The sequence below is a fragment of the Komagataeibacter oboediens genome (assembly GCF_003207815.1).
GTDB classification, from domain to species: domain Bacteria; phylum Pseudomonadota; class Alphaproteobacteria; order Acetobacterales; family Acetobacteraceae; genus Komagataeibacter; species Komagataeibacter oboediens.
Window position 1 is genome coordinate 85,738 of the sequence record NZ_NKTX01000003.1, and the last position, 26,316, is coordinate 112,053.

The following is a 26,316-nucleotide window of genomic DNA, read 5'->3' on the forward strand; positions in this document are numbered from 1 at the left end:
AGGGGGGAAAGATGCGGGTTCTGGTTCTGGGTGGCACGACGGAGGCCCGCGCGCTGTATGGCCTCCTGGAACAGGCGGCCGCAAGGTTTGATGTCACGGTCTCCCTCGCCGGGGCCACGCGTGCGCCCGTCCTGCCACGGCTTGCGGTCAGGATCGGCGGGTTTGGCGGGGTGGACGGCCTGCGGGCGTGGCTGGTGGCGCACCGGATCGAGGCGGTCATTGACGCGACCCACCCCTTTGCCGTGCGCATGAGCGCCAATGCCGTACAGGCCTGTGCGCAGGCGGGTGTCGCGCTGCTGCGCGTGGAACGTCCCGGCTGGACGCCGGTGGCGGGGGACCGCTGGATACGGGTGGGCGACATGCAGGCCGCTGCCCGTGCACTGGGCGCCACGCCGCGCCGCGTGCTGCTGACGGTGGGGCGCAAGGACCTGCTGCCCTTCCATCATGCGGGGGCGCATGACTGGCTGCTGCGCAGCGTGGACCGGCCCGATGCAGCCCTGCTGCCGCCCGGCGCGCGGGTGGTGCAGGCGCGTGGTCCCTTTGATGTCGCGGCCGAGGATGCGCTGCTGCGTACTGAACGCATTGATGTAATCGTCACCAAGAATTCCGGCGGCACGGCAACATCTGCCAAGCTGGAGGCCGCACGCGCACTGGGTCTGCCGGTCATCATGGTTGACCGCCCGCCCGCAGCGTCGGCCCCCACCGTGGCCGATGCTGCGGGCGCCATGGCATGGCTGAAGCGCCTTTATGCGCACGATGCCTCCACCCGGCGGGAGGTATAAAGCCACTTCCCCCCATCCGCGCGGTCGATCACATGGGTCAGCGGGCAGCCGATCAGCACCAGCGTGCTCATGTCCACCTGTTCGGGGTCGGCATGGGCGATATCGGTCAGGATCACCCGTTCATCCGGGCGGCCAATGGCGCGGGCAAAGGCGACCGGCACATCGCCGGGCAGGATGGTGCGCAGCAGGTCCAGCGCCTCGCCCAGCTGGTCTGGGCGGGCCTTTGAACGTGGATTGTACAGCGCAATGACCAGCCCCGCGCCCGCAGCCGCCGCCAGCCTGCGGTGCACGACCTCACGCGGTTTGAGGTTGTCCGACAGGGAAATGACGCAGAAATCCCCCCCCAGCGGCGCGCCCAGCCGGGCGGCTGCGGCCAGCACGGCGGAGACGCCCGGTATGACCGTGACATCCACCCCCCGCCATGTGGCCGGGCCGTGGTCGATGGCCTCGAACACGGCGCTGGCCATGCCGAATACGCCCGCATCCCCGCCGGATACGACCGCCACGGTCCGTCCCGCCAGTGCGAGTTCAATGGCGTGCTGCGCGCGGTCCAGTTCCACGCGGTTGTCGGATGCATGGCGCACGACCTCCGGCCCGGCTTTGACCCGGGCGACATAGGGCGTGTAGCCGATCAGGTCGGTTGCCTGCGCCAGTGCATGACTGGCCTGCGGGGTCTGCTGTTCCGGCGCGCCGGGGCCAAGCCCCACGATGAAGATGCGCCCTGCCGCCTGCATCATCGCGCGTCCTCCCGTCCGGGGACAAGGATGATGGAGAAATAGGGGGCTGGTCCCGTCATGTCCGCAAGCTTCATCCAGCGCTGCTGCGGCTGGGTCGCGCGTTCGACATAGATCGCGCGGTTCTCCCGCCCCGCATGGCGCAGCGCGGTACGCACCTTTTCAAGGTTGCGGCCCAGCTTCATGATGACGGCGGCATCCGCGTGTTCCAGCGCCGAGGTCAGTGCCGCTTCATCCAGCGTGCCGGGAATGACGCACAGCACGTCATCCCCATGCACCATCGGCTGCCGCGCGGCCGACCAGCATCCCGCCATGGCGGTAATGCCGGGCACCACGGTGCAGTCAAAACGGTCCTGCAGGCGGTCAAACACATACATGGCCGACCCGAACAGGAACGGGTCCCCTTCACACAGCAGGGCCACGTCCTGTCCGTTCTGCAGGCGTGTTGCGATCTGTCTGGCGCACTCATCGTAAAATGCCGCCATGCGCACCAGATAGGCCGGGTCGCTGACCGGGATTTCCGTGGTGAAGGGATAGGCGAAGCGCAGGGCCTCCGCCCGTTCGGGCAGCATGTCGCCTGCGATCTGGCGGGCATGGCCGGGGCGGTCATGGCGGCAGAACCATGCCACCACCGGGCTTTCGCGCAGTATGCGCGCGGCCTTGAGGGTCATCAGTTCCGGATCACCTGGCCCCATGCCAAGGATCGACAGGCGGCCTGTCGCGGCGCTGGCGTTCATTCCGCTTCACTCGCCAGCGCGTTGACGGTGGCCGCCGCCATGGCGCTGCCCCCCAGGCGTCCGCGCACGATGATGAACGGCAGGTCGCCAAACTCCGCCAGCGCGTCCTTGGATTCCGCAGCGCCGACAAAGCCGACCGGCATGCCAATGACCGCAGCCGGGCGGGGCGCGCCCGCGCGGATCAGTTCCAGCAGGTGAAACAGCGCGGTCGGCGCGTTGCCAATGGCCACCACCGCGCCATCCAGCTGGTCGCCCCACAGGTCCATCGCCGCGGCCGAGCGGGTATTGCCGATTTCCTTTGCAATCACGGGCGTGCGCGGGTCGCGCAGCGTGCAGATGACCGGGTTGTCGGCAGGCAGGCGCGCGCGGGTCACGCCATGGGCGACCATGTTCGCATCACACAGGATGGGCCGGCCCGCCAGCAGGGCCGCGCGCGCACTGCTTACGAAATCGGGGGACATGCGGATGGATTTCACCACATCCACCATGCCGCAGGCGTGGATGATGCGCACGGCCACGCGGGCTTCGGCCTCGGTCAGTCCGCTCAGGTCGGCTTCGGCGCGGATGATGGCAAAGGAACGGGCATAGATCGCCGCCCCGTCATGAATGTAGTCGTACGGTTCCGTCTGCGGGGTCATGCCGGTTCAGTTCTCCCGTTGCGTGGGGTGGCGTCGGTGGGGCGCGGGGGCCAGCCCCGCACGATCGGATGTATCTGTGCCAGCGAAAGCCCGATGTCCACAGGCGTATTGTCCGCCCGGCCATGCGGGCACAGGCCATACCCGTCCGGCCCCGCCACCAGCGTGATGTCGGCGGGGGCAGGGTGGGCGCATCCCTTGGCGCAGCCTGATACATGCAGGCTGACACCCGGCGGCAGATCAGGGGCCAGCGCCTGCGCATCCGCAATCACGTCGCGCGCAGCACACGCACAGCCACGCGTGCCGATGCATGCCCATATGCGCAGGCGTGGGTCATCCGCGTGCGTGATCAGACCGGGCAGGGCGGGTGGTACCGCGCACTGTTCCAGCACGATCGCGCGCCATGGGGCCACGCGCATATGGCCGTTGCCGTGGTCATCGCACCATTGTGCAATCGCTTCGAACATGTCGGCCGTAACGGGACCGGGCGGCAGCATGACACCCATGGCGTGACCGGGCAGCGGCCCTGCCGGCCGGGGCCTGTGCCGGGTTGCGGGTGGGGCGGCCACGGTATCCGGTCGCCCGATGCGGGCAAAGGCCGCCTGGCCCAGCACGGGGTCACGCAGGGGCCGCGCAGCAGGGGACATCGCCGCCAGGGCATGCGCCAGCGCGACAGCAACGGGTGGCACGTCATGGCCAGCGCAGGCCAGCGCGCGATCGCCACAGGCCACCAGCCACCCGCCGTCCGTGGCGCGGGCGACAATATCCGCGCGCAGCGTGCCTGCCGGGATATACCCCCCGCATTCCACGCCCACCACGAATTTGGCAGGCAGTCCACACAGCGTATCGGCACCGGCAAGGGCGGCATCCAGTGCCTGGATCACCTGTGGCGCATCGGATGCCGCATCCGGGTCGATCCCGGCCAGTGGCGACAGCAGCAGGCTGCGCCGTGCCTCGGTCGCGGCATCGCTGCTGGCCAGTCCTGCCGCGTGCATGTCGCGGGCAAAGGCGCTGGCGCTGTGTTGTGTCAGGCCGCGCAGTTGCAGGTTGCCCCGGCTGGTCAGTTCAATCAGGCCATTGCCATGCATGGTGGCGGCGCGGGCGATCTGCCGCGCCTGCGTCCCGGACAGGCGGCCCAGTGGCGGGCGCACGCGGACCAGCCAGCCATCAGCGGCTTCCATGGGGGTGTGCAGGCCGGGACACCAGCCGCGTATGGCGGCTGGCGTGGTCATGGCCGTGTATCATCCAGCAGCATGGCTGCGGAATTGCTGCGCGGCCGCCACAGGTCGCGGCGTAGCGCATCGGCCAGCAGGCGGCGGATGGCGGCATGTGCGTCGGGATTGGCATGACGCAGGAAGGCGTCGATATCCGGGTCGTCAAGCACGGCGCGGAAGGTCAGGTCAAACTGCCGGTCGAAACGCACGGGCATGGTTGCGGCGAAACCATGCAGGGCCTGCACCCCGCGCGCGATTTCCGCAGCACCCCGGTAGCCATGGCGGCGCATGCCCGCCAGCCACGCCGGGTTGGCCAGCCGCCCGCGCGTGATCCGGGCCACTTCCTGCGCCGTGGCCCGCAGGCGTGGCGCATCGGGGCGGGAGGTATCGCCATGCAGCAGGCGCGGCGTATTGCCCAGCATGCTGGCTGCTGCCGCCATGCCGCCTTCATGCGTGGCCATGTCAGCACTTTCCAGAATGTCGGTTTCGGCACTGTCCTGCACATGCAGCACGACCGCTGCACCCGCCATGCGCGCGGCCAGCGCGTCGGGCTGGCGCTGTCCCTCGCGGTTGCCGCCATAGGTCCATGCCGACCCATCCAGCCATGCCTGGCCCAGATCGTCACGTGTCGACCATGCGCCACGCGCCAGCGGGTCTTCCACGCCCGTGCCGTAACTGCCGGGTGCCGCGCCAAACATGCGTGCGGTCGCGGCCTGCAGCGCCGCCCCGTCCAGACCGGCCGCCTGTGCCGCCAGCGGATTGAGGTCGGGGGATTCGAAATGGCGTGCGGCCACGGCCTGCACCGCCTGTTCAAACAGGGCGATCTGCCCCGGAAAGGCGTCACGGAACAGGCCCGACAGGCGCAGCGTCACATCCACGCGCGGACGGTCGAGTTCCGCCATCGGGATGACCTCGATCCCCGTGACCCGTCCCGATGCGCCGTCCCATACCGGGCGTACCCCCATCAGCAGCAGCGCAAGGGCAAGGTCCTCGCCCCCCGTGCGCAGGCTGGCCGATCCCCACAGGTCAATGACCAGACTGCACAGCGGCTCACCCTGATCCTGCAGGTGCCCTTCCAGCAGCAGTTCCGCCGTGCGCTGCGCCAGTACCATGGCGGACCGGGTGGGAATGGCGCGCGGGTCCATGGCATACAGGTTGCGCCCCGTAGGCAACACGTCGGCCCGGCCCCGCGTGGGCGCGCCCGCGGGCCCCGCCGGGATGAATCGCCCGTCCAGCGCCGCCAGCAGTGCCATGCCTTCCGCCGGGCCACAGGCCAGCAGGCGGGTGGTGATGTCGTCCGTTTCCACCCTGCCGCATGAGCGTGCGATGGCCTGCGCCAGTTCGGTCGCGCGCGGCGGCGGATTGCCGAATACGTGCAGTCCGTCGCGGATCTGCAGGTCCTTTACGTCACACAGATAGGCGTCAAGCCGGGCAAGGGCTTCGTCCTCGTCATCCGTGCGGGTCAGGCCGGTTTCATGCAGCAGGCCAAGGCTGTCGGCGCGCTGCAGGATTTCCCCGCGCAGGATCGCGCCCCGCCTGCGGTCCAGTCCGTCAGCGGCGGCATATTCATCAATCAGCCGTTCAAGGTCGCCTGTATCGGCCCCCGCTGAACCAGCAGGCACGATGGGCGGCGTCATGTGCCCGATGGTGACCGCCCCCAGCCTGCGCCGGGCTGCGGCGGCCTCGCCAGGGTTGTTGACGATGAAGGGGTAAATGACCGGCATGCCGCCAACCAGCACCGATGGCCAGCACGTGGCCGATGGGGCCGCGGCCTTGCCCGGCAGCCATTCCAGCGTGCCATGCGTGCCCAGATGCACCATGGCGTCCAGTTGCCGTTCATGGCGCAGCCACAGGTAGAACGCGACATAGGCATGGCGTGGTGGCGTGTCGGGATCATGATAGCCCGCATGCCGGTCGGTCGTGGCCCCGCGATCGGGCTGCAATGCCATCAGGATATGGCCAAGATGGACATGACGCAGGCAGAACCGGCCATCGGTTACTGCCGGATCCTCTTCCGGCGCGCCCCAGCAGGCGGCCAGTGCGTCGCGCAATGTGGCGGGTAGTGCGCCCAGCCACTGGCGGTAGGTGGTGACGGAAACGAAGGGTCGCGCCGGTGCCCGCGCCAGCATGTGGGCCAGTGCATCCGCCGTGGGCAGGGACGCATCACCCGTATCGTAACCGGCGTCGCGCAGCAGGCGCAGGATGTGTTCAAGGCTTGCGAAACTGTCCAGCCCCACGGCATGCGCCGCCTGTCCCGTGGGGGCACCCTGCGCGCCGGGATAATCGGACAGGATGATCCCCACCCGTCGCGCGGCGGGCGCTTCATGCCCCAGCCGCGCCCATCCGACCGCGCGTGCGCAGGTCAGGGTGATGCCATCGGGATAGGGTTCATGGCGTGCGGGCAGGCCGGGGGTGGTTTCTTCCTTGAAGGAAATGGGGCAGGCGGGAATGCGGCCATCCAGTTCAGGCAGCACCACCTGCATGGCCAGGTCGGCCTGCGACAGGCTGCGCACGCTGTCGCGCCATACGGTGTAGGGAATGCCCGGCTGCTGCACCTGCAGTACCGGCACGCCCGCGAGATCCAGCGGGGAACGGCTGTCATTCCCCGCGCGGGCAGAAAAGAAGGTGGCGTTTATGATGACGTCCGGCGGGCAGGCCGTCAGCCGTGCGGCCACCACCCGGGCGGAGTCAGGGTTCTTGAGCGATGTGACATAGACAAGGTCCGCCCCCATGCCGTGGCGCGCCAGTTGCGCTGCCAGCTGCGTAACGGGTGCGATGTCACCGGCCAGCAGGTGCGCGCGGTAGAACACCACCATGGCGCGCAGCGGCAGCGCCGGGTCGGCTTCATGCAGCACGTCGGCGGGTGGCAGGGGAACGGGAGCGGTGCCGTCATCCGCGCAGCGACCTGCCAGATGCGCCATAAGACGCAGGGCGGCTTCCATATTGGCCGTGCCCCCCGTGCGCAGCAGCGCGTCAAGGCGGGCGCGCATGGGTTCCGGCATGGTGGACTGGGCGGCAAGGCGGGGGTCATCGCGCCCGTCCCCCGCCACGAAGGCCAGTGGAATGCCCCCCTGCCGGCACGCGCGCGACAGTTCTTCCGCCCCGTAGCGCCAGTATTCCACGCCGCCGAGCAGCCGGACCACCACGCAGCGCGAGTCCATGATCGTATCGGCTACGTACAGGTCGATGGACATGGGATGCAGCAGGCGCGACAGCGTGGCCATGCGCAGGGTCGCGGCAGGCGCGTCCTGTGCCGCGTGGGCGGCGCTCAGGCAGAGCAGGTCACTGTCCGAAAAGGACAGGAACACGATATCAGCCGGGGCATGCCCCAGGTCTTCCGCCTGCGCGCCGTCATCCAGCGTGCGGACCTCACGTGCAAGCAGATGCATGGCGCTGCCCCGTTCCCGTCAGTCTGCCTGCCGTCTAGCCCTGCGCCAATGCAGCCGTAATGGCGGACTGGTCCAGCCCCTTCTGGCCAATGACCACAAGGCTGCCCGTGCGCGGCGCGTCCTTGGGCAGGGCGCGGTCGAACTGGTGGCGGAAACGGCTGCCCACCCCCTGCACCGCAAGGCGCATGGCCTTGCCGCGCACCGTGGCGTAGCCCTTCATGCGCAGGATGTCATGCCGTTCAGCCAGTGTTTTCAGCCGCGCGATGAAATCTTCCACGCTGTCCTGTTCGGGCACGGGTGCGACAAAGCTTTCGAAATCATCGTGCTCGTGCTCGCCGCCTTCGGCATCGTGGTGCGAGGGACGGGCGTCAAGGTCATCTTCCGCTGCGGCATCAAGCCCCAGCAGGATGGCGGGGTCCACCTGTCCGTCGGTCGCGCGCACCACCTTCACCACGCGCGGGATCTCGGCGCGGATGGACGATTCCACCGCGTCGGCCTGCGCGGGCGTCATGAGGTCGGTCTTGTTCAGCACCACCAGGTCGGCGGACAGAAGCTGGTCCTCGTATACTTCCGCCAGCGGGTTGTCGTGGTCCAGCGACGGGTCGGCGGCCTGCTGGCGGGCGACTTCCTCGGGGTTGTCGGCAAAGCGGCCGGCGGCGACCGCGGGACCGTCCACGACCGTCACCACGCCATCCACCGTCATGCGGGTGCGGATGGTGGGCCAGCCAAATGCCTTGAGCAGCGGTTTGGGCAGCGCCAGCCCCGATGTCTCGATCACGATATGGTCGGGCGGTGCATCACGGTCCAGCAGCGCCTCCATGGTGGGCAGGAAGTCATCTGCCACCGTGCAGCACAGGCAGCCATTGGTCAGTTCGACAATATCCTCGTCGCGGCAGCCTTCCACGCCACAGGCGCGCAGCGTATCGCCATCAATGCCCAGCGTGCCGAATTCATTGACGACAATGGCGATGCGCTGTCCCTTCGCATTGGCCAGCACATGGCGTAGCAGCGTGGTCTTGCCCGCCCCCAGAAAACCGGTGATGACGGTAACGGGCACCCGCGCGCGGGCCGTGGTGGATGGGGTCATGGCGATCAGGCTCCTGAAAAAAGGGATGCGGGGAAACGGCCGCGCACCATGTCCGACAGGCTGGCGGGGCGGCGGGACGGCATGACGGTGCCGCTGCGTGATGCGCCGTAGGCCGCGACATAGGTCATGAGGTCATCCGCCTTCTCCGGTCCGAGATTGGCCAGCAGCCAGCCCCATTTGCCCGGCATGGCCACCACGGCGGTGCAGCCGTCATTGCAGGCGGCAAGGCAGCTGACCTCGTGCACCACGACCTGCGGGCTGTCCGCCGCCAGCGCCTGCATGGCGTCATGCAGCTGCCGTCCCGGCGGATTGTCGGACGCGGGCAGGCCACGGCGGCAGGTCACGCAGACATGCAGGTGAACGGGGCCGGTCTCATCCGTCGGCTCGGGTGGTGCGGGAATGCTCATGACGGTCCGTGCCCTTTCGCGGCGGTGCTGCGCGTGGCAGCTGAATGCGGGGTGCACGGTCATGGCGGCGTCACCCGGCATGGGGCGGGGTGGTCGCCTGTCGCGTGCCGGGCACCCCGCCGGCCATGCGATCGAATTCGGTCCTGTTATGCCCGCCGGCAGGGCGTGGCATGATGGCAGGTCTCCTGGCTTGTGGCGGAGGGTGCGGCCGCACCCCCGATCCCGGCGGCCTTCCCGGTCCCGTGAAGGGGGCCAGTGGCGTATGCCGGTCCATGTTTTCATGGACCGTGCCGGGACATCACCACCCACAGTTGCGGGGGCAGCGACGGACTTGCCGGTATGGCGCACCGTCTTCCCTATTCTCCCCCGGAAGGGGGAACCATCACCGGCGGATTTAGACGATCGGTCCCGGCACTGTCAAAGGAACCCGGTGCGGGGCGCATGCCATGCGGTCATGGCAGCGGTGCGCCGCTGATGGCCACGCGCCATGCCGTATGGCGGGTCAGGCGGGACCGGGTCAGGGGGGCGATATCCAGCCGTGACAGCATGGCTGCGCTTCCGCCAAGGGCAGCCACCACGATGGCCCGGACCACCGTGGCATGCGCCAGCACCGTGATCTGCGCGGGCGCAGGCGGCAGGGCAACCAGCCACCGGGCCATGCGATGCAGGTGCGCAGCCCGGCTTTCACCCCCCGGCGGGGCGAAACCGGCATCCGCAATCCAGCGCGCCACGTCGTCAGGCGGCAGGTCCTTCAGCGATTGCCCATGCCATGCGCCCATGTCCGGCGCGGTCAGGGCCGCCTGCGGGCAGGCCGTGCCGGTGGCGGTGGAAGGCCACGCGGCCAGAAGGGCGGGGGGCAGCATGATCTGCCCGGCCGTCCCGACGTGCCGCGCCAGACCGGTGGGCAGGGGCGGGATTTCATCACGTCTCGGGAAAATGCCGCGACGCATGCACCCGGCGGCAGGCAGCGCGATGCAGGTCAGGGTCTGGGTCATGCGCAGTGGCCGCGCACGGGGGGAAGGGGTGGGATATGCACAGGGAGTGATTGACCTTCCATGCCGTTTTTGGAAACATGCGCCCCGATCCGGTTATGGGAAGGACGGCCTGACGCGGCACGTCGCCCACATGCTGCCCCGGGTCGCATGTGATCCAGGGAGTTTCCAGTCAATGAGCCAAGATACATCCGTTCTGTCCAGCGCCGCTGTCGCCGCGCCGCAGGTTTCCATCCCGGTTCGCGACCTGTTGCCGTGGGGTGTGTTCGGGCTGGTTCTGGCGTCCCTGCTGCTGTATTTCGTCGGAGCGGAGCAGGGGGCGACCTCCCTTATTTCCGGTCATTACGTGCATGAATTCGTGCATGATGGCCGTCACCTGCTGGGTTTCCCCTGCCACTGAAGGCACGGCGTCGTGCCATGGTTGCGCGATGGCGGGTGACGGACGGCATGCCCCTGCGGGCATGCCGTTTTTTATTGCGCGGCCCCGGTTGGTTCAGTTGATGGTGATGACGGTCCGGCCCCGGATATGACCGGCAAGGATGCGCGGCGCGATGGCGATGGCGTCGGACAAGGGGGCATCGTGCAGCATGCTTTCCAGTCGTGTGGGATCGATATCGCGCGCCAGCCGGGCCCATGCCGTCATGCGGCGCGGGCGCGGACACATCACGCTGTCGATTCCCTGCAGGCGTACGCCGCGCAGGATGAACGGCGCTACTGTCATCGGCAGCGCCAGCCCGCCCGCCAGCCCGCATGCCGCCACCGTGCCCCCGTACTGGATGGAGGCGCACATCGCGGCCAGCGTCTCGCCACCTACAACGTCGATTCCCCCCGCCCAGCGCGCGGTTTCCAGCGCCTTGCCAGTGGGGGACAGGGTATCGCGCGGCAGTACCTCCGCGGCCCCCAGGCCGGTCAGGTAGGCATGAAGCTGTGGCCGTCCGGTGACCGCCACCACCTGATAGCCCAGCTGCGCCAGCAGCATGATCGCCATACCCCCTACACCGCCGCCGGCACCATTGACGATGATGGGACCACTGGCGGGGGTCAGGCCGCCTTCTTCAAGGCTCATGACACACAGCATGGCGGTCAGTCCCGCCGTGCCGATTCCCATGGCCTGCCGTGCGCTCAGGCCCGTAGGCTGTGGCAGCAGCCACCGTCCCGACAGGCGGGCCATGCGGGCAAGTCCGCCCCAGTGCCGTTCCCCCAGTCCCCAGCCGGTGGCCAGAACCCGGTCACCCGTGCAATGGACGGGATCGTCGGAGTGAATGACGCGTCCGGCAAGGTCGATGCCGGGAATCATGGGAAAATGCCGCACCACCGGCGCGCCACGGGTTATGGCCAGCGCATCCTTGTAATTCAGGCTGGAATGATCAATTTCCACCGTCACGTCGCCTTCGGGCAGGGTCATGGGATCGACCTGCTCCAGCCGGGTCGTGACCACGCCATCCGCGCGGCTGATCATGAGGGCGTCGAACATGCTGGCAGTCTTCCGTGGTGATGAGGGGGAGGGGAACGCAGGACCGCGTTCAATGCATCATCCATGCCTGATTCAGGTCTGTCTTCCTATGTACAGCCGCGTGATTTCGCATGATCGTGAAGCGGTCTGGTTTCTGAACCTTCTGATTGTGCAAGAAGATTTTCCAATGTAGCGGCAGCCGTACCCATGCCTGTTCCGCACCGTCCGGGCAGTGCGTGATGCGATGCAGAAAAGCGCAGGGCTGGTGTGACCTTCCCCCGCTTCCTGCCGGAAGGTGGGTGTGGTGTGCTGATTTTTCAGCCATCATTGCACAGGCAGGAGGCATGCCCATGTCCGACGTCACCGTTTCTTCCTTTTCCGCCCTGTCTTCCATGAACGCGCTGTGGCAGGCGCGCTATGGCACCCGTCCCCCCGGTATTTCCCTGCCCGAAAGCCCGGTGGCGCGCAGTCTCATGACCCATCGTTCGGTGCGGGCCTTCAGCCCCACGCCAGTGCCCGATGGCGTGCTGGAAGCGGCCGTGGCGGCGGGGCAGTCGGCCTCGACCTCATGCAACCTGCAGGCATGGAGCGTGATCGCCGTGCGCGATCCGGCGCGGCGCGAACGGCTGGCCAGAATCGCGGGGGATCAGGATTTCATCGCGCAGGCGCCATTGTTCCTTGCATGGATCGCCGACCTGTCGCGGCTGGAACATGTGGGACAGTCGCGCGGGCGTGCGCTGCCGGGACTGGACTGCCTTGATACGTTCCTGGGCGCGGTCATGGATACGGCCTTTGCCGCGCAGAACGCGGCGGCCACGTTCGAGTCCTATGGTCTGGGAATCGTGTATGTGGGCGCGGTGCGCAACCAGCCCGAAGCGATTTCCGCGGAACTGGGGCTGCCCAAACGCACGCTTGCGGTGTTCGGCATGAGCGTGGGCTACCCTGATCGCAAGCAGCCCACCGCCATCCGCCCCCGCCTGCCGCAGCAGGCTGTCCTGCATTCCGAGCAGTACAACGGGGCCGCCGCCAGCAATCCCGAGGTCCTGGACGCCTATGACGACCGCCTGCGCGCGGCCGCCGCGGCCCAGGGCAAGCCCGCGCGGGGATGGAGCGACAGCGTGCTGGCGCGGCTGGGTGACATAAGCGCGCTGCATGGGCGCGAACACCTGCCGCAGGTGCTGCGGCGGCTTGGTTTCATGCTGGGCGAGGCATGAAAAGCAGGGGTCATGCGCACGTGGCGGGGTTGACCGGCACAATGTTCTGGTGAACTTCTGCTAACGTTGCCCGCATCTGTTGGCGGGCAGGGGCGCGCCCTGTGTATCGCGCCAGCGCCATGATGAAAGAGAAACGAACGGCTATGGACAGCGCCACTTCCCTTCCCTTTACGCTTTCACCCAGCACCTCCCCGGTTTCGCCGCAGCGGCGGGCGGAGATTCTGGCCAATCCCGGTTTCGGGCGTGTCTTTACCGACAACATGGTCGTGATCCGTTATGTGGAAGGCAGGGGATGGCATGATGCGCGCGTACAGCCCTATGCACCGATTACGCTGAACCCGGCGGCGGCCGTCCTGCACTACGCGCAGGAAATCTTCGAAGGGATGAAGGCGTACCGGACGGCAGACGGCGGCATTACCCTGTTCCGCCCCTATGCCAATGCCGCGCGCTTCCGCAAGTCGGCTGAACGCCTGGCGATGGCGGATTTGCCCGATGAAGTGTTTGTCGAGGCAGTGCGCCAGCTTGTGCGCGTGGACCATGTCTGGGTTCCCGGCAACCCCGATGAAAGCCTGTATATCCGCCCCTACATGATCGCGAGCGAGACGTTCCTGGGCGTCAAGCCCGCGTCGGAATACATGTTCATGGTCATCGCATCGCCCGTGGGCGCGTATTTCGGCGCTGAAGCGGTCAGCGTGTGGGTGTCCGATTTCTGTCGCGCCGCCCCCGGCGGCACGGGGGAAGCCAAGTGCGGCGGCAACTATGCCGCAAGCCTGCTGGCGCAGCAGGAAGCCAAGGGCCATGGCTGCGCGCAGGTCCTGTTCCTTGATGCGGTGGAACGCCGCTGGATCGAGGAAATGGGCGGCATGAACGTGTTTTTCGTCTTTGACGACGGCTCTCTTGCCACCCCGCCGCTGACCGGCACGATCCTGCGTGGCATCACGCGTGATTCGCTGCTGACGCTGGCGCGTGGAATGGGCCTGACCGTGCGGGAAGAACCCTATGCCATCGATCAGCTTTATGCCGATGCCGCGTCCGGTCGCCTGAAGGAAGTGTTCGCCTGCGGCACGGCGGCGGTGGTGTCCCCCATCGGGCGTTTCCGCGGCCACAGGGGCGAGGCCGTGATCGGTGATGGCGCGGGTATTGGCCCCGTGACCGAAAAGCTGCGCAATGCCCTGATCGGCATCCAGCGCGGCACGGCACCCGACCCGCATGGCTGGGTCGAAAAGGTCATCTGATCACGCGCACATGGCCGGGATGGGTGTCATGCCCGGCCATCCCCATCCCCATCCCTGGTGCGGGCTGTATGGAATGGCCTGCGGACCAGAACGCGGTCTTTTAAATAAAGTAGTGTCCGACAGCTTCTGCCGTTTCCGGTTGGCAGATTGGTCTGGGTTCCCTTGTATCAAGATAAACACAGGTTTCGATGACTGAGACGACTCTGGATGTAACGGGACAGTGGGATGGGCAGTTCAGTTATCCCCATACGCTGATGCCGGAGTCTTTTTCGGCCTCCCTGTTCGAAACCGGTGGGCATGTGGGCGGAACGGTGACGGAGCGCGCCACGTCGGGCGCCAGTGCCGGGGCGTGTTTCATCGCAACGGTACAGGGGGAGCGCAACGGCCTGCATGTGCGGTTTACAAAGACATATGAAGACCATGTGCACATCCATGCCGTGCTGTATGCGGGCACGCTGAGCGCGGATGGCTGCGAGATCGAAGGGGAATGGCGTATCGCCGGATCCTGGTCGGGGCCGTTCCTCATGATCCGCCGGGCGGCGGGGGGCACGGTTGCGGAACACAGGGTGGCGGAAACGACAGTGTCCAACGCCCTGTCCAATGCGGATTGCGCGCCCGTTTCCTGCTAAAAACCGGCTGAAAGTTTTTGGTGAAGCTTTTTTCAAAAAGCTTCGAAGACCGCTGTCTTTTGAAAAAGGCAACGCCCGGAAACTCTGGACATTCTTTAATCAAAACATTGTTTTCAGAAATAATTTTCCAAATGCCGCCTTTGTTTTTGAAAGGCGGCATCTGTTTGATGCTGTCCGGACAGCGTGTCAGCGGAAACTTTGCCTATGGCGTTCGGGCTGCGCGATGGGCCTGCATTCCGGCTTGTTGCAGACCCATCGGAATCGGTCCCGCGATTGCCCTGCGGGCCTATTGCGCAGGTGTCACCGCATCGTCGACCGGTACATAGATCCGATTGCCGTTATTGCGGAATTCTTCCTTTTTCTGTTCCAGTCCCGCCTGCCGCTGCGCATTGGCCTTCAGGTCATGGCTTATGCGCATGGAACAGAATTTGGGTCCGCACATGGAACAGAAATGTGCGTTCTTGTGCGCCTCCCGCGGCAGTGTCTCATCATGGTACGAACACGCAGTATCCGGATCGAGCGACAGTTTGAACTGGTCATTCCAGCGGAAATCGAAACGCGCGCGGCTGATCGCATCATCGCGGATGCGCGCGGCCGGGTGCCCCTTGGCCAGGTCGGCGGCATGGGCGGCAATGCGGTAGGTCACGACACCCACCTTCACGTCATTGCGGTCGGGCAGGCCCAGATGTTCCTTTGGTGTCACGTAACACAGCATGGCGGTGCCGAACCAGCCGATCATGGCGGCCCCTATGCCTGATGTGATGTGGTCGTAGCCCGGCGCGATATCGGTCGTCAGCGGACCAAGCGTGTAGAACGGCGCCTCGCCACATTCCCGCAGCTGCTTTTCCACATTGACCTTGATCTTGTGCATGGGCACGTGGCCCGGCCCCTCGATCATGACCTGACAGCCTTTCGCCCATGCGATTTTCGTCAGTTCGCCCAGTGTTTCCAGTTCCGCGAACTGGGCGGCATCATTCGCATCGGCGATGGAGCCGGGGCGCAGCCCGTCACCCAGCGAGAACGAGACATCATAACGGCGCATGATGTCGCATATCTCCCCGAAATGTTCATACAGGAAGCTTTCGCGATGATGGTGCAGGCACCACCCGGCCATGATCGACCCGCCGCGGGAGACGATGCCGGTGACCCGGTTGGCCGTCAGCGGCACATGCTGCAGGCGTACGCCCGCATGGATGGTGAAGTAATCCACGCCCTGTTCCGCCTGCTCGATCAGCGTGTCGCGGAAGATGTCCCATGTCAGGGCCTCGGGCACGCCACCGACCTTTTCCAGCGCCTGATACAGCGGCACCGTGCCGATGGGCACCGGCGCGTTGCGCAGGATCCAGTCGCGGATGTTGTGGATATTGCGCCCGGTGGACAGGTCCATGACCGTATCGGCACCCCAGCGGATGGACCAGACCATCTTCTCCACTTCCTCGGCCACTGACGAGGTTACGGCGGAATTGCCGATATTGGCGTTGACCTTCACAAGGAAATTGCGCCCGATCACCATGGGCTCAAGTTCGGGGTGGTTGATGTTGGCGGGCAGGATGGCGCGGCCCGCCGCGATTTCGGACCGTACGAATTCGGGGGTGACGAAGGCGGGAATGTCCGCGCCGAAATCCTCGCCATCGGCGCGGCGTGCCTCGGCCCCTTCGTCCATGGTGGTGCGGCCAAGGTTTTCGCGGTGGGCGGCGTAGATCATTTCCTCGGTAATGATGCCTGCACGGGCGAATTCGTACTGCGTGACCATCTGCCCCGGCTGGCCTTCATGCACCGTATGGGGGGCAGGGCAGGGCGGGACCAGGTTTTCGCCTTTGGCAAAGCCGTTATCCTCGGGGCGGACGGCGCGGGGCACGACCGTGGGCAGGTGGCGTGCCGCAATCCACGGTGCACGGACGGGGGGCAGGCCCGCACGTACATCGATACGCGCAGCCGGATCAGTATAGGGGCCGGAGGTGTCATAGACGCGCACCGGCGGTTCGTTCGCGCCGGGTTCAAGGGCGATTTCGCGCAACGGCACGCGGATATGCGGGTGGCCTTCGGGCGAGGACCAGATCTTGGTGGACCCCATGATGGGGCCGGTGGTGACATGGTCGGGAGACGAAGGCGAAGCAACAGTCGACATGGCAATGCTCCAAGTTTCCTCTCCGACAGGGGGTGTGGGGGAGAAAACCGGAACGCCCGCATGGATCATGCGCGCGGTGTCGCCCGGGCCAGCAGGGCCGATGCGTCGTGCCGATTGTCTGCACCAGTCCCTCCGCCGGTATGAGCCGGATCAGGTTCCCCGGAACGCACGATGCGCCCGGAAGGGTCCCCGCGCGCATGGTTGGCCCATGCCAGCGGTATCTCAGCCCCTTGCCGGGACTCCCCTTGGTCGTTTCAGGATGTTGAAATGCCTTGCTTTTGTCAACAGTGCCGCGATGGTTCGCGGGCTGGCGACGAAAAAGAATCCGTGTATCGATTTGCCAGGCGCGCTGTTGTGATAGACTGCGGGCACCATCGTTTTTTCACCAGGAAGCAGGACAGTATGGCAGGTAGCGTGATTTCCGACCGGATTGCACAGGGAAGCGGACGGAGCGTGGCGGACACCGTGATCCGCAATGTCCGTCTGTTCGATCTGGTGACCGGTGAACTGCTGCCAACCGATATCGCCATATGTGGTGACACCATTGTTGGCACGCTGGACCGGTACGAGGGCACGAACGTGATCGAGGGGCATGGCCGCATTGCCGTGCCGGGCTTTATCGACACGCACCTGCATGTTGAATCCTCGCTGATCACCCCGTTTGAATTCGACCGCTGCGTCCTGCCCCATGGCGTGACCACCGCCATATGCGACCCGCATGAAATGGCCAACGTGCTGGGGCGTCCGGCGCTGGACTACTTTACCGAAGCGGCGCTGCGCACGGTCATGGACCTGCGGGTCAACCTGTCCAGCTGCGTACCTGCGACCCATCTGGAAACATCGGGGGCGACGCTGGATGCGGCTGACCTGCTGCCGTACCGTGATCACCCCAAGGTCATTGGCCTGGCCGAGTTCATGAACATTCCCGGTGTGCTGAATGGCGACCCGGTGTGCATGGAAAAGCTGGAAGCGTTCGCGGGCGGCCATATTGACGGCCATGCCCCGCTGCTGCGCGGGCGGAAGCTGAATGGCTACCTGTCAGCCGGCATCACCACCGACCATGAGGCGACAACGGCCGAAGAAGCGCTGGAGAAGGTGCGCAAGGGCATGACGGTGCTGATCCGCGAAGGCTCGGTGTGCAAGGACCTGCGTGCGCTTGTGCCGCTGCTCAACCCGGTGACATCGCCGTTCTTCGCCTTCTGCACCGATGACCGCAACCCGCTGGAAATCGCGCATGAAGGGCATCTGGATTACCTGATCCGCCTTGCCATCTCGCTGGGGGTGGAGCCGCTGGCCGCCTATCGCAGCGCCTCGCTCAGCGCCGCCAATGCCTTCGGCCTGCGTGACCGGGGCATGATCGTGCCGGGCCGGCGGGCGGATATCGTGCTGCTTGATGACCTGCGCGAATGCCGGGTGTCGGACGTGATCAGCGCGGGGCGTCTGGTAAATGACGCGCTGTTCGCCGCGCGGGAGGTCATTCCCCCCGTCGGCACCGACAGCATCAACCTGCCCGGCCCCGTCAGCGCAGGGGACATGCAGGTCAGGGGAAGCGGCACGCAGCGCCCCGTGATCGGCCTGCTGCCTGGCCAGATCATCACCCCCTTCCTGCATGCCGACCTGCCGGTGGTCGATGGCGTCGTCCAACCCGACCCGGCGCAGGATATCGCGCGTATCTGCGTGGTGGCACGGCATGGCCATAACGACAATATCGGCCGGGGCTTCGTAAAGGGGTTTGGCCTGTCGGGTGGCGCGCTGGCGTCCTCGGTCGGGCATGACAGCCACAATATCTGCGTGGTTGGCATGGATGACGCGGACATGGCGCTTGCGGTCAACCATCTGGAAAAGACCGGTGGCGGCTTCGTGGTGGTGCGTGATGGAAAGGTGGTGGCCGACATGCCGCTGCCGGTGGCGGGCCTGATGAGCGACGCCCCGTTCGAGACCGTGCGTGACCAGCTTGAGGTGCTGCGCGCCGCCGCCCGTGCGCTGGGCTGCAAGCTTGATGAGCCGTTCCTGCAACTGGCCTTCCTGCCGCTGCCGGTGATCCCGCATCTCAAGATCACGGATTTCGGCATGGTGGATGTCAACCGGATGGAACTGGTCTGACGCGGTCACGATACAGGAGCAGACCATGACAGGGGCCGATGTCGCAGCCCCCGTGCGTGAAGCCGTGGCCACCCTGCGGGCCTATCGTGCGGACTGGGTGCATTTCACCAACTGGTGCGCGGGACATGCCGTGTCCCCCATTCCCGCCGCGGCGGATGTCGTGGCGGCGTACCTGCGCAGCCTGACGGAATTCGCGCCCGCCACCATACGCCGCAGGCTGGCTGCGATCGGCAAGATGCACCGCTTTAACGAAATGCCGTGGGATGTGACCGACGGCCGCATCCGCGCGGCACTGACCGACATGACCGAACGGGCCCGCCGTCCGGCTCCGCCGCCCGCGGTGGTGACACCGGACATGCTGCGCGCCATGGTTGAACGCTGCGCGGACGGATCCCCCCGCGGCCTGCGTGACCGCTGCCTGCTTCTGTTCGGGTTTGCGGGCGCGTTGCGGCGTTCGGAACTGGTGGGATTGCAGGTGGAGGACGTGCGCATCGACCGCATGGCGGTCGTGCTGAGCATTCGTGAGGACGGTGAAGCGCAGCCGGTGCACCTGCCCCTGCCCGAAGCGAAGGAGATGTGCCCCGCTGCGGCGTTCACGGCATGGCAGCAGGTGGCGCACCGGCAGACCGGGCCGCTGTTCCGCGCCATTTCCAAGGGGGAGCGCGTGGGGGGACGCGCGCTGACACCCTATGCCGTGACCCGCATCCTGCAACGACGCGCGGCGATGGCCGAAATCCCGCCCGAGATCGCAACGGCACTCAGCGCGCATGCCCTGCGTGCGGGCTACATTGTCGCTGCGTTGCGGCAGGGCATGGACACCGAAGCACTGTGCCAGCATACCCGGTACCGTGATCCGCGTGCCCTGCGCCAGTATGAACGCCTGCTGACCCATGACTGAAAACCTGCGCCTGCCCTGGGCCGACCTGCCTCCCGCAACCGCGCGGGAGGAGGAGACGCCCGCCGAGACCACGCGCCGCCCACCGGGCAGGCGGGGACGGCGGCCACTTTCCGCATGGCCGCAGCCTGCCGAACCATCGCCATGGCAGTGGTGGCATCTGCTGGTATACGGGCCGGATGCCGGCATGGACGCTTTTGTTACGGAAGCGGCGGGTCCCGGCCTGATCCCGTGGCCGTTTGACGCCGAACGGGTGGAGGAGGACATGTTCGCGCTGGCCATTGGTGCCAACGGCCCGGCACGTGGCCGGGCGGGACTGTCCATTGATGGCTGCCGTATTCTGGCGCGCCAGTTCCGTGCGGCGGCGGAAGCACGGCATGCCCGGCTGGGCCTGCGTATGGAAAAGGCATGTCCGCTGGATTTCCACCAGCTTGTGCCCGTGCCGGAGCGGATCCTCCATCTGGGCGCCACCCACCCCGATGCCCGGGCATGGCTGCATGCCAACTGGGGCCTGACCGAAGCACCGCGACAGGTGCGCCACCTGCCGGGGCGCAAGGCGGGCCGCCGCCTGCCGCGTGGCCATCGGGCCATGGTCTATGGTTTCTTTACCCGCATGGGCACGCCAGCCCCCGTGGTCCGCCGGATGGAGGAGCATTACCCCACCCTGACATTCCGCCTGTCGGAACGGTCGCTGGCATGACGGAACAGACCGACCTGTTCAGCAGGCCGTTGCCCGATGGCGAACCGGTCATTGTCCTCGACATCTATCAGGGCGGGCTGTCGCACCTGCTGCAGCTGGCGCATGCGCGTGAAATCGATCTGGCGCGGCTGGATATCGTCACCCTGATCGACCAGCTGGCCGAGGCCGCGCGGACCCATACCGACCTGCCGCTGGGAATCAAGGCACAGTGGGCGGTCATGGCGTCGGGGCTGCTGCTGCTGCGTTCGCGACTCATGTTGCCTGCGGACGATCCGCGTCAGGCTCAGGCCACGCAGGAGGCAGCCGACCTGCGCACGCGCCTGCTGGCGGCGGAGGACGCCGCCCGCCTGGCGGGCTGGCTTGCGGTGCGTGAACAGCTGGGCCGGGATGTCCATGCCTTTGGCGGCGCGGTTGCCCCCGAAGCGGACGAATCGGCGCAGTGGGAAGTGGACCGGATCGAGTTCCTGTGGGGCTGCCTTGCGGTGTTTGACGGCAACTGGGGCGTCATGCCGGTGGAAACGCCATTCTATGCCCCGGTGCAGCTGGACCTGTTTTCTGTGGAGGACGCCCGCATGCGCGTGCGCACCTGTCTTGCGCGTGCGCAGGACGAACCGGTGCCGCTGGACCGGATGCTGCCCGATTCCGTGCGGGTGGGGCAGGGGGGCGACCTGTCATCGGGGCAGCGGCGGTCGGCATGGAGCAGTACGTTCGCCGCCTGTCTGGAAATGGTGAAGCAGGGGGAGGCCCTGGCCTATCAGCCCGCCCCGGAAACCATGCCCTGTTTCAGCGGTGTGCCGGACGCAACGCCGCGACAGGGAAAAAGTTCCCCCGGATCTGGAAACAGGACGAAATGAACGGATCGTTGCAGCTTATACTGTCAGACCGCCGGTTCATGTCGAATTGATAATATCATATGAAAAAACAGGCTATCGGGCACGAACAGGCAGATTTTTTCCTAATTTTTTAACAGTTTGCTTGACTGGGATTTTTTTTTGATCAAGCTGGCAGGTATGAGTTTTTTACCGGCCTGCCAGACCGGGACAGCGGCCATTCCAACAGGGCATTTTTTCGCCATGGACCGCGGCCTGTCGGGCGGGGCGCCGCTGGAAGATTATTTCATATTAAGATCAGGGTTGATTTCGAGATGTTAATAATGTTTATGGATAAAACGTGATGAATGAATGGCTTGGCCTGTCAGGGCAGGGCGCATCCAATGCCTGTGCATTGGTATATGCACTGCCGGAGGTGGCGAGGGTCGTGCTTTCCCGTTCCGCCGGGAAAGAGGGCAATCGGGCTTCAGGGTTGAGCTGGGGAGAACAAGGCGGATCGCATCAGTCGTTTCGTAGAAATCTGGTCATACTCCCGTAGTAAAATTGGTGAAATCAGAACAACCAGAACAAATTCTGTAATAATTCCTTCCTAAAAACTATGCCGTTCTGAGTGAGGTATGGGTATGACGTATGCGGAACAGAGTGATAACAGACTACAGAAGATAATAATTTTCGCCCTTGTTTTGGTATTTGAAGGGCTGCTGGTGCTTGCGCTGCTGTTCGGGCTCAGTTCCCCGCCGGATGCGCCCAAGGAACCGCCGCGGCCGCCGGTGGAAGTCCACATGATCAAGGAACCGCCACCACCGCCGCCACCGCCGCCACCACCGCCGCCGCCGCCGGAAATTACGCAGCCGCCGCCGCCGTATATTCCGCCGCCGAAGATTCAGGTTCCGACGCCGCCGCCGCCGATGAAGGTGACCCACACGAAGCCGCCGAAGGCGATGCCGCCCGCAAAGGCAGCCCCGCCGGCTGATGCGCCCGTGTCCAACGCGCCGCCCGTGCCCGATCATTCGGCAGGCACGTCGCCGCTGAACCATGTCGTGCCGGAATATCCGGAGGAAATGTCGGAAGAAGGCCGTGAAGGCGTCGTGTCCGTGGCATGTGACGTGGAAGCGACCGGTGTTACCAGCAACTGCCAGGTGGTCAGTGTAAAGGGTGGCCAGGCATTCGCTGATGCCGCGCTGAAGGCGGTCCGCCGTTCGCGTTATGCGCCGGCTGTCAAAAATGGTGTGCCCGTCAAGGAGTTCCACCATCTCTATACGATCACGTTCAGTCTGAATGACTGAGCCTGAGTGTTAGGTCAGGCACGGCGGGGGCCGGCAGCACCCCGCCGCCTCGGAAAAAAAACATCCTGCTCCAGAGGATTTTGGTTAAATGATCAGACTGCATCGTAAACACACTCTTGTTGCCTCGGCTGCTTTCGCTGCCATGCTGTGCGCGGCTTCCCCGCTCGCCGCGCTGGCACAGGACGCCGCCCCGGCCGCTAGCGATGCGGCCACGGCACCGGCGGTTTCCGCCCCCGCAACCGATGGCAGCGGCGCTGCCGCCACCCCGGCCCCCGGCACGGATGCCCCGGCCCCGCAGGCATCCACCCCGACCGATGCCGCACCGGCTGCTGATGCGGCCCCTGCCGCCCCGGCAGAACCCGCAGCCCCGGCGCCCGCCGCCGATGCAGCCCCCCCGGCCGATGCCCCCAAGGCACCCGAGGGTAACCCGTATGGCCTGGGCGCGCTGTGGGCCAATGGTGACTTCATTGCCCGTGGCGTCCTGCTGATCATGGTCTTCATGTCGCTTGGCACATGGTACATCATGATCACCAAGTTCTTTGAGCAGGCGCGTGTCATGAACGCTGCCAAGCAGGTCATGACCGATTTCTGGACCAAGGGTTCCATCAAGGACGGTGCTGCCGCCCTGCCCGCGAACTCCCCGTTCCGCTACATTGCCGATACCGGCGTGAAGGCTGCTGAACACCACGAAGGCACGATGCAGGAATCCATCGACCTGCATTCCTGGACCACCATGTCCATCCAGCGTTCGGTTGACGTGATCCAGACCAAGCTGCAGGGCGGCCTTGCCTTCCTCGGCACCGTGGGGTCGACCTCTCCGTTCGTGGGTCTGTTCGGGACCGTGTGGGGCATCTATCACGCGCTGACGGCCATTGGCATCGCGGGTCAGGCCTCGATCGACAAGGTTGCCGGTCCGGTTGGTGAATCGCTGATCATGACCGCCATCGGCCTGGGCACCGCCGTGCCTGCGGTTCTGGGCTACAACCTGCTGGTGCGCCGTAACAAGGGTGCGATGGACAAGATCCGCAACTTCGCCGCTGACGTGCAGTCGATCCTGATGGGTGGTTATCGCCATGGTGCAGAAATCACCGTCCATCCGGACAACTCCCCGACCACGACGACTATCGATAACCGGGTGGCCTGATCATGGGTATGCAAGTTGGAGGTGGCAGCGATGAAGACGAGGTGGTGTCCGCCATCAACACCACACCGCTTGTCGATGTCATGCTGGTGCTGCTGATCATCTTCCTGATCACCATCCCCGTCGCGACACATACCATCAAGGTTAGCCTCCCCATGGATGCCAACCAGCCCACCCGGACGATGATGAACAACATCGTCATCGCAGTGACCCCGGAGGGTCAGGCCTACTGGAACGAGACGCCTCTGACCAGCTATGCCGATCTGGAGTCCCATCTGGAACACGTGGCGGCGGAAAACCCGCAGCCACAGATCCAGATCCGTGGTGACCAGGCGGCAAAATACGAAGGTGTGGGCAAGGTGATTGCAGCCTGCCAGCAGGCTGGTATCGTCCACATCGACTTCATTACCGAGCAGCCGCACGGCTGATATCCATTCCCGGCCGGGGCCTGTGTGCCCCGGCCAATTTCGGGAGAGTAGACCATGGGCATGAATATCGGCTCAGACAGCACGACAGAGGACGAAGGTATTGTCGATATCAATACCACGCCCCTGATTGACGTCATGCTGGTGCTGTTGATCATGCTGATCATCACCATTCCGCTTCAGACGCATTCAGTTTCGATCGACCTGCCGCAGGGCAATCCTCCGCCGTCTTCCGCACCGGACCCGGTTGTGGACACGGTGGCGATCGATTTTGACAACACCATCACGTGGAATGGCGAACCCGTCGCCAGCGATGCGGACCTGCAGGCCCGTTTCAGGGATGCAGCCGCCCAGCCGGTACAGCCGGAAATGCATATCCACCCAGACCGTCTGGCCAGCTACAAGGTCGTGGCACGGGTTCTGGCAGATGCGCAGCGCCTGGGTGTAAGCAAGCTTGGTATCATGGGTAGCGACCAGTTCATGGATGCGCAGTAACCCTGTCAGTTTCCTGACGGTATCCTGCCAGACAGCACGGCGGCCCTTTCCTTATGGGAAGGGCCGTTTTTTTATGTTCGCCGTGACCCGGAAAAATTTCCGTTTTCAGGGCATTAGGGAATGGCACCATGTGGCATGAAAGCCACAGGACCCGCATTGTTCCCAATCACTTTCCCGCCTGCATCGGGGCAGGCAGATCGAATATTACGGCGGAATGAGTGTTTTATGCGGGTTCCGGGCCGGCGGGTGGTCATCGGAACGTGCAACAGGCAGTTAGATGAACAGCATGTTGCATTTTTTAAGCTTTGTCCGCGTATCTGTATTCCATAAGTCAACGGACAGGCGGAACACCCAGTTTCCGTCATGCCTTCAGCATGGCCGGATGGCACAGGGCCGCTGACAGAAAGGCAGACAGGGCGCGCTGCCGCTGGAAACCGTATGATTGTGAAAACAGACCCGACACACCCGGTTGATGAAATGCTGCCTGCGGGCATGCTGTTCGCCTTTGGCCTCCAGCATGCGCTGGTCATGTACGCGGGCACGGTTGCCGTGCCGCTGGTTTTTGCCGCGGCCATGCACCTGTCATCCGCGCAGACCATCCTGCTGATCAACTGCGGGCTGATGACTTCGGGCATCGCCACGATCATACAGAGTATCGGGGTATGGAAATTCGGCTCCCGCCTGCCAATCGTGCAGGGGTCGTCCTTTGCCATGCTGGCATCCATGCTGCTGATCGGGCAGATGTACGGCGTGCCGTCGGTATTTGGCGCGGTCATCGGCGCGGGGCTGGCCATGGTGGTGCTGGCGCCGTTCATGGCGCGGCTCATGCGGTTTTTCCCGCCGGTGGTGATCGGGTGCCTGATCACCATCATCGGCCTGACGCTGGTGCCGGTGGCGGGGCGGTGGATTGGCGGCGGTACGCCTGGCACACCCGATTTTGGCAGCATCGCAAACCTGACCCTGGCGTTCGCCACCATCCTTATTACCGTGGGGGTGCAGGCATGGGGCAGGGGGTTCGTGGCCAATATCAGCGTTCTGATCGGGCTGATTGCGGGCAGTATCCTCGCCGCGCTGTGCGGCATGGGCCATTATGGCGTGGTTGCCGATGCGCCATGGTTTGCCATCAGCACGCCGTTTGCGTTCGGCATGCCGGAATTTCATTTCATGCCGATCATGATCATGTTGCTCAGCATGGTTATCATCGTGGCGGAAACGACCGGTAACTGCCTGGCGATTGGCCGCGTGGTCGATGTGCCGATTACCGATGCCACCATTGCCGGCGCCTTACGGGCCGATGGCCTGTCCACCATGCTGGGCGGGTTGTTCAACAGCTTTCCCTATAATGCCTTTACGCAGAATACCGGCCTGATCGCCATAACCGATATCCGCAGCCGTTTTGTCGTGGCGGCGGCAGGGATGGTCATGATCGGGCTGGGACTGTTTCCCAAGCTTGGCGCGTTGATTGCCGCCCTGCCACCGCCGGTTCTGGGGGGATGTGGTCTGGTCATGTTCGGCATGACCACCATTGGCGGCATACGCGAACTGCTGCATGTCCGGTTTGAAGGGACACGGAATGGCCTGATTGCGGCTGTTTCCATCGGGCTGGGCGTATTGCCAATGGCGTGCCCGGACCTGTTTACGCATATAAGCGGGCTGGCGCGGCTGTTACTGGGTAATGGTGTGCTGCTGTGCATCCTGTCGGGCGTGCTGATGAACCTGATCGTAGGGAAAAGCGCGCCGGATGTGGAAAGCGTGGTGGACGAACGCACGCCATGAAAGCCTGAGGACCATAAAGAAATTTCTGG

Annotated in this window: 24 protein-coding genes and 1 riboswitch; of the genes, 14 read left to right on the forward strand and 10 right to left on the reverse strand. The window is 65.2% G+C overall.

From position 1 onward, the window contains the following. Nucleotides 1-11 precede the first annotated feature (11 nt). The gene (locus CFR80_RS03295) at nt 12-782 is read left to right on the forward strand and encodes a cobalt-precorrin-6A reductase (RefSeq protein WP_010514213.1); all 771 of its coding nucleotides are present in this window, start codon (nt 12-14) and stop codon (nt 780-782) included. Here the strand turns inward: CFR80_RS03295 and cobJ are convergent. The 8 genes from cobJ to CFR80_RS03335 all read right to left on the reverse strand — a co-directional run bounded on the left by cobJ (nt 746) and on the right by CFR80_RS03335 (nt 9,980). Then, entirely contained in the window at nt 746-1,519 is a 774-nt protein-coding gene (gene cobJ, locus CFR80_RS03300) for a precorrin-3B C(17)-methyltransferase (RefSeq protein ID WP_010514212.1), read from the reverse strand. The two genes, CFR80_RS03295 and cobJ, sit on opposite strands and share 37 nt — an antisense overlap. Further along, nucleotides 1,516-2,253: a precorrin-2 C(20)-methyltransferase gene (locus CFR80_RS03305; RefSeq protein ID WP_010514211.1), complete on the reverse strand. Its 738-nt coding sequence runs from the start codon at nt 2,251-2,253 to the stop codon at nt 1,516-1,518. The genes cobJ and CFR80_RS03305 overlap by 4 nt, the downstream gene beginning before the upstream one ends. Then, complete coding sequence (locus CFR80_RS03310; protein WP_010514210.1) at nt 2,250-2,891, reverse strand: precorrin-8X methylmutase; 642 nt, start codon at nt 2,889-2,891, stop codon at nt 2,250-2,252. Before CFR80_RS03310 ends, CFR80_RS03305 begins: the two co-directional genes overlap by 4 nt. After that, on the reverse strand, nt 2,888-4,120 hold the full coding sequence (gene cobG, locus CFR80_RS03315) for a precorrin-3B synthase (protein WP_010514208.1): 1,233 nt from the start codon (nt 4,118-4,120) through the stop codon (nt 2,888-2,890). The genes CFR80_RS03310 and cobG overlap by 4 nt, the downstream gene beginning before the upstream one ends. Then, nucleotides 4,117-7,491, reverse strand: coding sequence for a cobaltochelatase subunit CobN (gene cobN, locus CFR80_RS03320; protein WP_110507086.1), 3,375 nt, complete (start codon nt 7,489-7,491; stop codon nt 4,117-4,119). Before cobN ends, cobG begins: the two co-directional genes overlap by 4 nt. Nucleotides 7,492-7,525: 34 nt before the next feature. Next, nucleotides 7,526-8,578 (reverse strand): cobalamin biosynthesis protein CobW, encoded by a 1,053-nt coding sequence (gene cobW / locus CFR80_RS03325; protein WP_010514205.1) that lies wholly within the window; start codon nt 8,576-8,578, stop codon nt 7,526-7,528. Nucleotides 8,579-8,583: 5 nt separating this feature from the next. Then, nucleotides 8,584-8,985: a DUF1636 domain-containing protein gene (locus tag CFR80_RS03330; RefSeq protein WP_029329434.1), complete on the reverse strand. Its 402-nt coding sequence runs from the start codon at nt 8,983-8,985 to the stop codon at nt 8,584-8,586. Between the two features lie 158 nt (nt 8,986-9,143). Next, a riboswitch (cobalamin riboswitch) is annotated at nt 9,144-9,384 on the reverse strand. Nucleotides 9,385-9,437: 53 nt separating this feature from the next. Continuing rightward, nucleotides 9,438-9,980 carry a histidine phosphatase family protein gene (locus tag CFR80_RS03335; RefSeq protein ID WP_029329433.1) on the reverse strand — a complete coding sequence of 181 codons (543 nt, stop codon included), beginning with the start codon at nt 9,978-9,980 and terminating at the stop codon, nt 9,438-9,440. Between the two features lie 172 nt (nt 9,981-10,152). Here CFR80_RS03335 and CFR80_RS03340 point away from each other — a divergent pair, with 172 nt between their 5' ends. Then, complete coding sequence (locus tag CFR80_RS03340; RefSeq protein WP_029329432.1) at nt 10,153-10,377, forward strand: CbtB domain-containing protein; 225 nt, start codon at nt 10,153-10,155, stop codon at nt 10,375-10,377. 93 nt (nt 10,378-10,470) lie between these two features. Here the strand turns inward: CFR80_RS03340 and acuI are convergent, their stop codons facing one another. Then, nucleotides 10,471-11,451, reverse strand: a complete 981-nt coding sequence (gene acuI, locus CFR80_RS03345) for an acrylyl-CoA reductase (NADPH) (protein ID WP_010514200.1) — start codon at nt 11,449-11,451, stop codon at nt 10,471-10,473. A gap of 329 nt (nt 11,452-11,780) precedes the next feature. Between acuI and CFR80_RS03350 the strand changes: the two genes are divergently transcribed. The 3 genes from CFR80_RS03350 (at nt 11,781) to CFR80_RS03360 (ending at nt 14,508) form a co-directional block, all read left to right on the forward strand. Further along, on the forward strand, nt 11,781-12,644 hold the full coding sequence (locus tag CFR80_RS03350) for an NADPH-dependent oxidoreductase (RefSeq protein ID WP_110507099.1): 864 nt from the start codon (nt 11,781-11,783) through the stop codon (nt 12,642-12,644). A gap of 143 nt (nt 12,645-12,787) precedes the next feature. Further along, complete coding sequence (locus CFR80_RS03355; protein ID WP_010514196.1) at nt 12,788-13,879, forward strand: branched-chain amino acid aminotransferase; 1,092 nt, start codon at nt 12,788-12,790, stop codon at nt 13,877-13,879. Nucleotides 13,880-14,067: 188 nt separating this feature from the next. Further along, nucleotides 14,068-14,508, forward strand: coding sequence for a hypothetical protein (locus CFR80_RS03360; RefSeq protein WP_010514195.1), 441 nt, complete (start codon nt 14,068-14,070; stop codon nt 14,506-14,508). A gap of 286 nt (nt 14,509-14,794) precedes the next feature. Here the strand turns inward: CFR80_RS03360 and thiC are convergent, their stop codons facing one another. After that, complete coding sequence (gene thiC, locus CFR80_RS03365; protein ID WP_010514194.1) at nt 14,795-16,636, reverse strand: phosphomethylpyrimidine synthase ThiC; 1,842 nt, start codon at nt 16,634-16,636, stop codon at nt 14,795-14,797. Between the two features lie 402 nt (nt 16,637-17,038). Between thiC and ade the strand changes: the two genes are divergently transcribed. The 9 genes from ade (at nt 17,039) to CFR80_RS03410 (ending at nt 26,287) form a co-directional block, all read left to right on the forward strand. Next, a complete protein-coding gene (ade, locus tag CFR80_RS03370; protein ID WP_010514193.1) occupies nt 17,039-18,739 on the forward strand; it encodes an adenine deaminase in 1,701 nt (566 codons plus the stop codon). Nucleotides 18,740-18,764: 25 nt separating this feature from the next. Then, nucleotides 18,765-19,637, forward strand: coding sequence for a tyrosine-type recombinase/integrase (locus CFR80_RS03375; protein WP_110507087.1), 873 nt, complete (start codon nt 18,765-18,767; stop codon nt 19,635-19,637). Further along, a complete protein-coding gene (locus tag CFR80_RS03380) occupies nt 19,630-20,334 on the forward strand; it encodes a hypothetical protein (RefSeq protein ID WP_010514191.1) in 705 nt (234 codons plus the stop codon). The genes CFR80_RS03375 and CFR80_RS03380 overlap by 8 nt, the downstream gene beginning before the upstream one ends. Continuing rightward, nucleotides 20,331-21,188, forward strand: coding sequence for a segregation and condensation protein A (locus CFR80_RS03385; protein WP_010514190.1), 858 nt, complete (start codon nt 20,331-20,333; stop codon nt 21,186-21,188). The genes CFR80_RS03380 and CFR80_RS03385 overlap by 4 nt, the downstream gene beginning before the upstream one ends. A gap of 593 nt (nt 21,189-21,781) precedes the next feature. Continuing rightward, nucleotides 21,782-22,450 carry an energy transducer TonB gene (locus tag CFR80_RS03390; RefSeq protein ID WP_010514189.1) on the forward strand — a complete coding sequence of 223 codons (669 nt, stop codon included), beginning with the start codon at nt 21,782-21,784 and terminating at the stop codon, nt 22,448-22,450. 88 nt (nt 22,451-22,538) lie between these two features. Then, nucleotides 22,539-23,594, forward strand: coding sequence for a MotA/TolQ/ExbB proton channel family protein (locus tag CFR80_RS03395; protein WP_083819082.1), 1,056 nt, complete (start codon nt 22,539-22,541; stop codon nt 23,592-23,594). Nucleotides 23,595-23,596: 2 nt separating this feature from the next. Further along, the gene (locus tag CFR80_RS03400) at nt 23,597-24,019 is read left to right on the forward strand and encodes an ExbD/TolR family protein (protein WP_010514187.1); all 423 of its coding nucleotides are present in this window, start codon (nt 23,597-23,599) and stop codon (nt 24,017-24,019) included. Between the two features lie 54 nt (nt 24,020-24,073). Then, nucleotides 24,074-24,511: an ExbD/TolR family protein gene (locus CFR80_RS03405; protein WP_010514186.1), complete on the forward strand. Its 438-nt coding sequence runs from the start codon at nt 24,074-24,076 to the stop codon at nt 24,509-24,511. A 477-nt stretch (nt 24,512-24,988) separates the two neighbouring features. After that, nucleotides 24,989-26,287, forward strand: coding sequence for a nucleobase:cation symporter-2 family protein (locus tag CFR80_RS03410; RefSeq protein WP_029329429.1), 1,299 nt, complete (start codon nt 24,989-24,991; stop codon nt 26,285-26,287). Nucleotides 26,288-26,316: the final 29 nt, after the last annotated feature.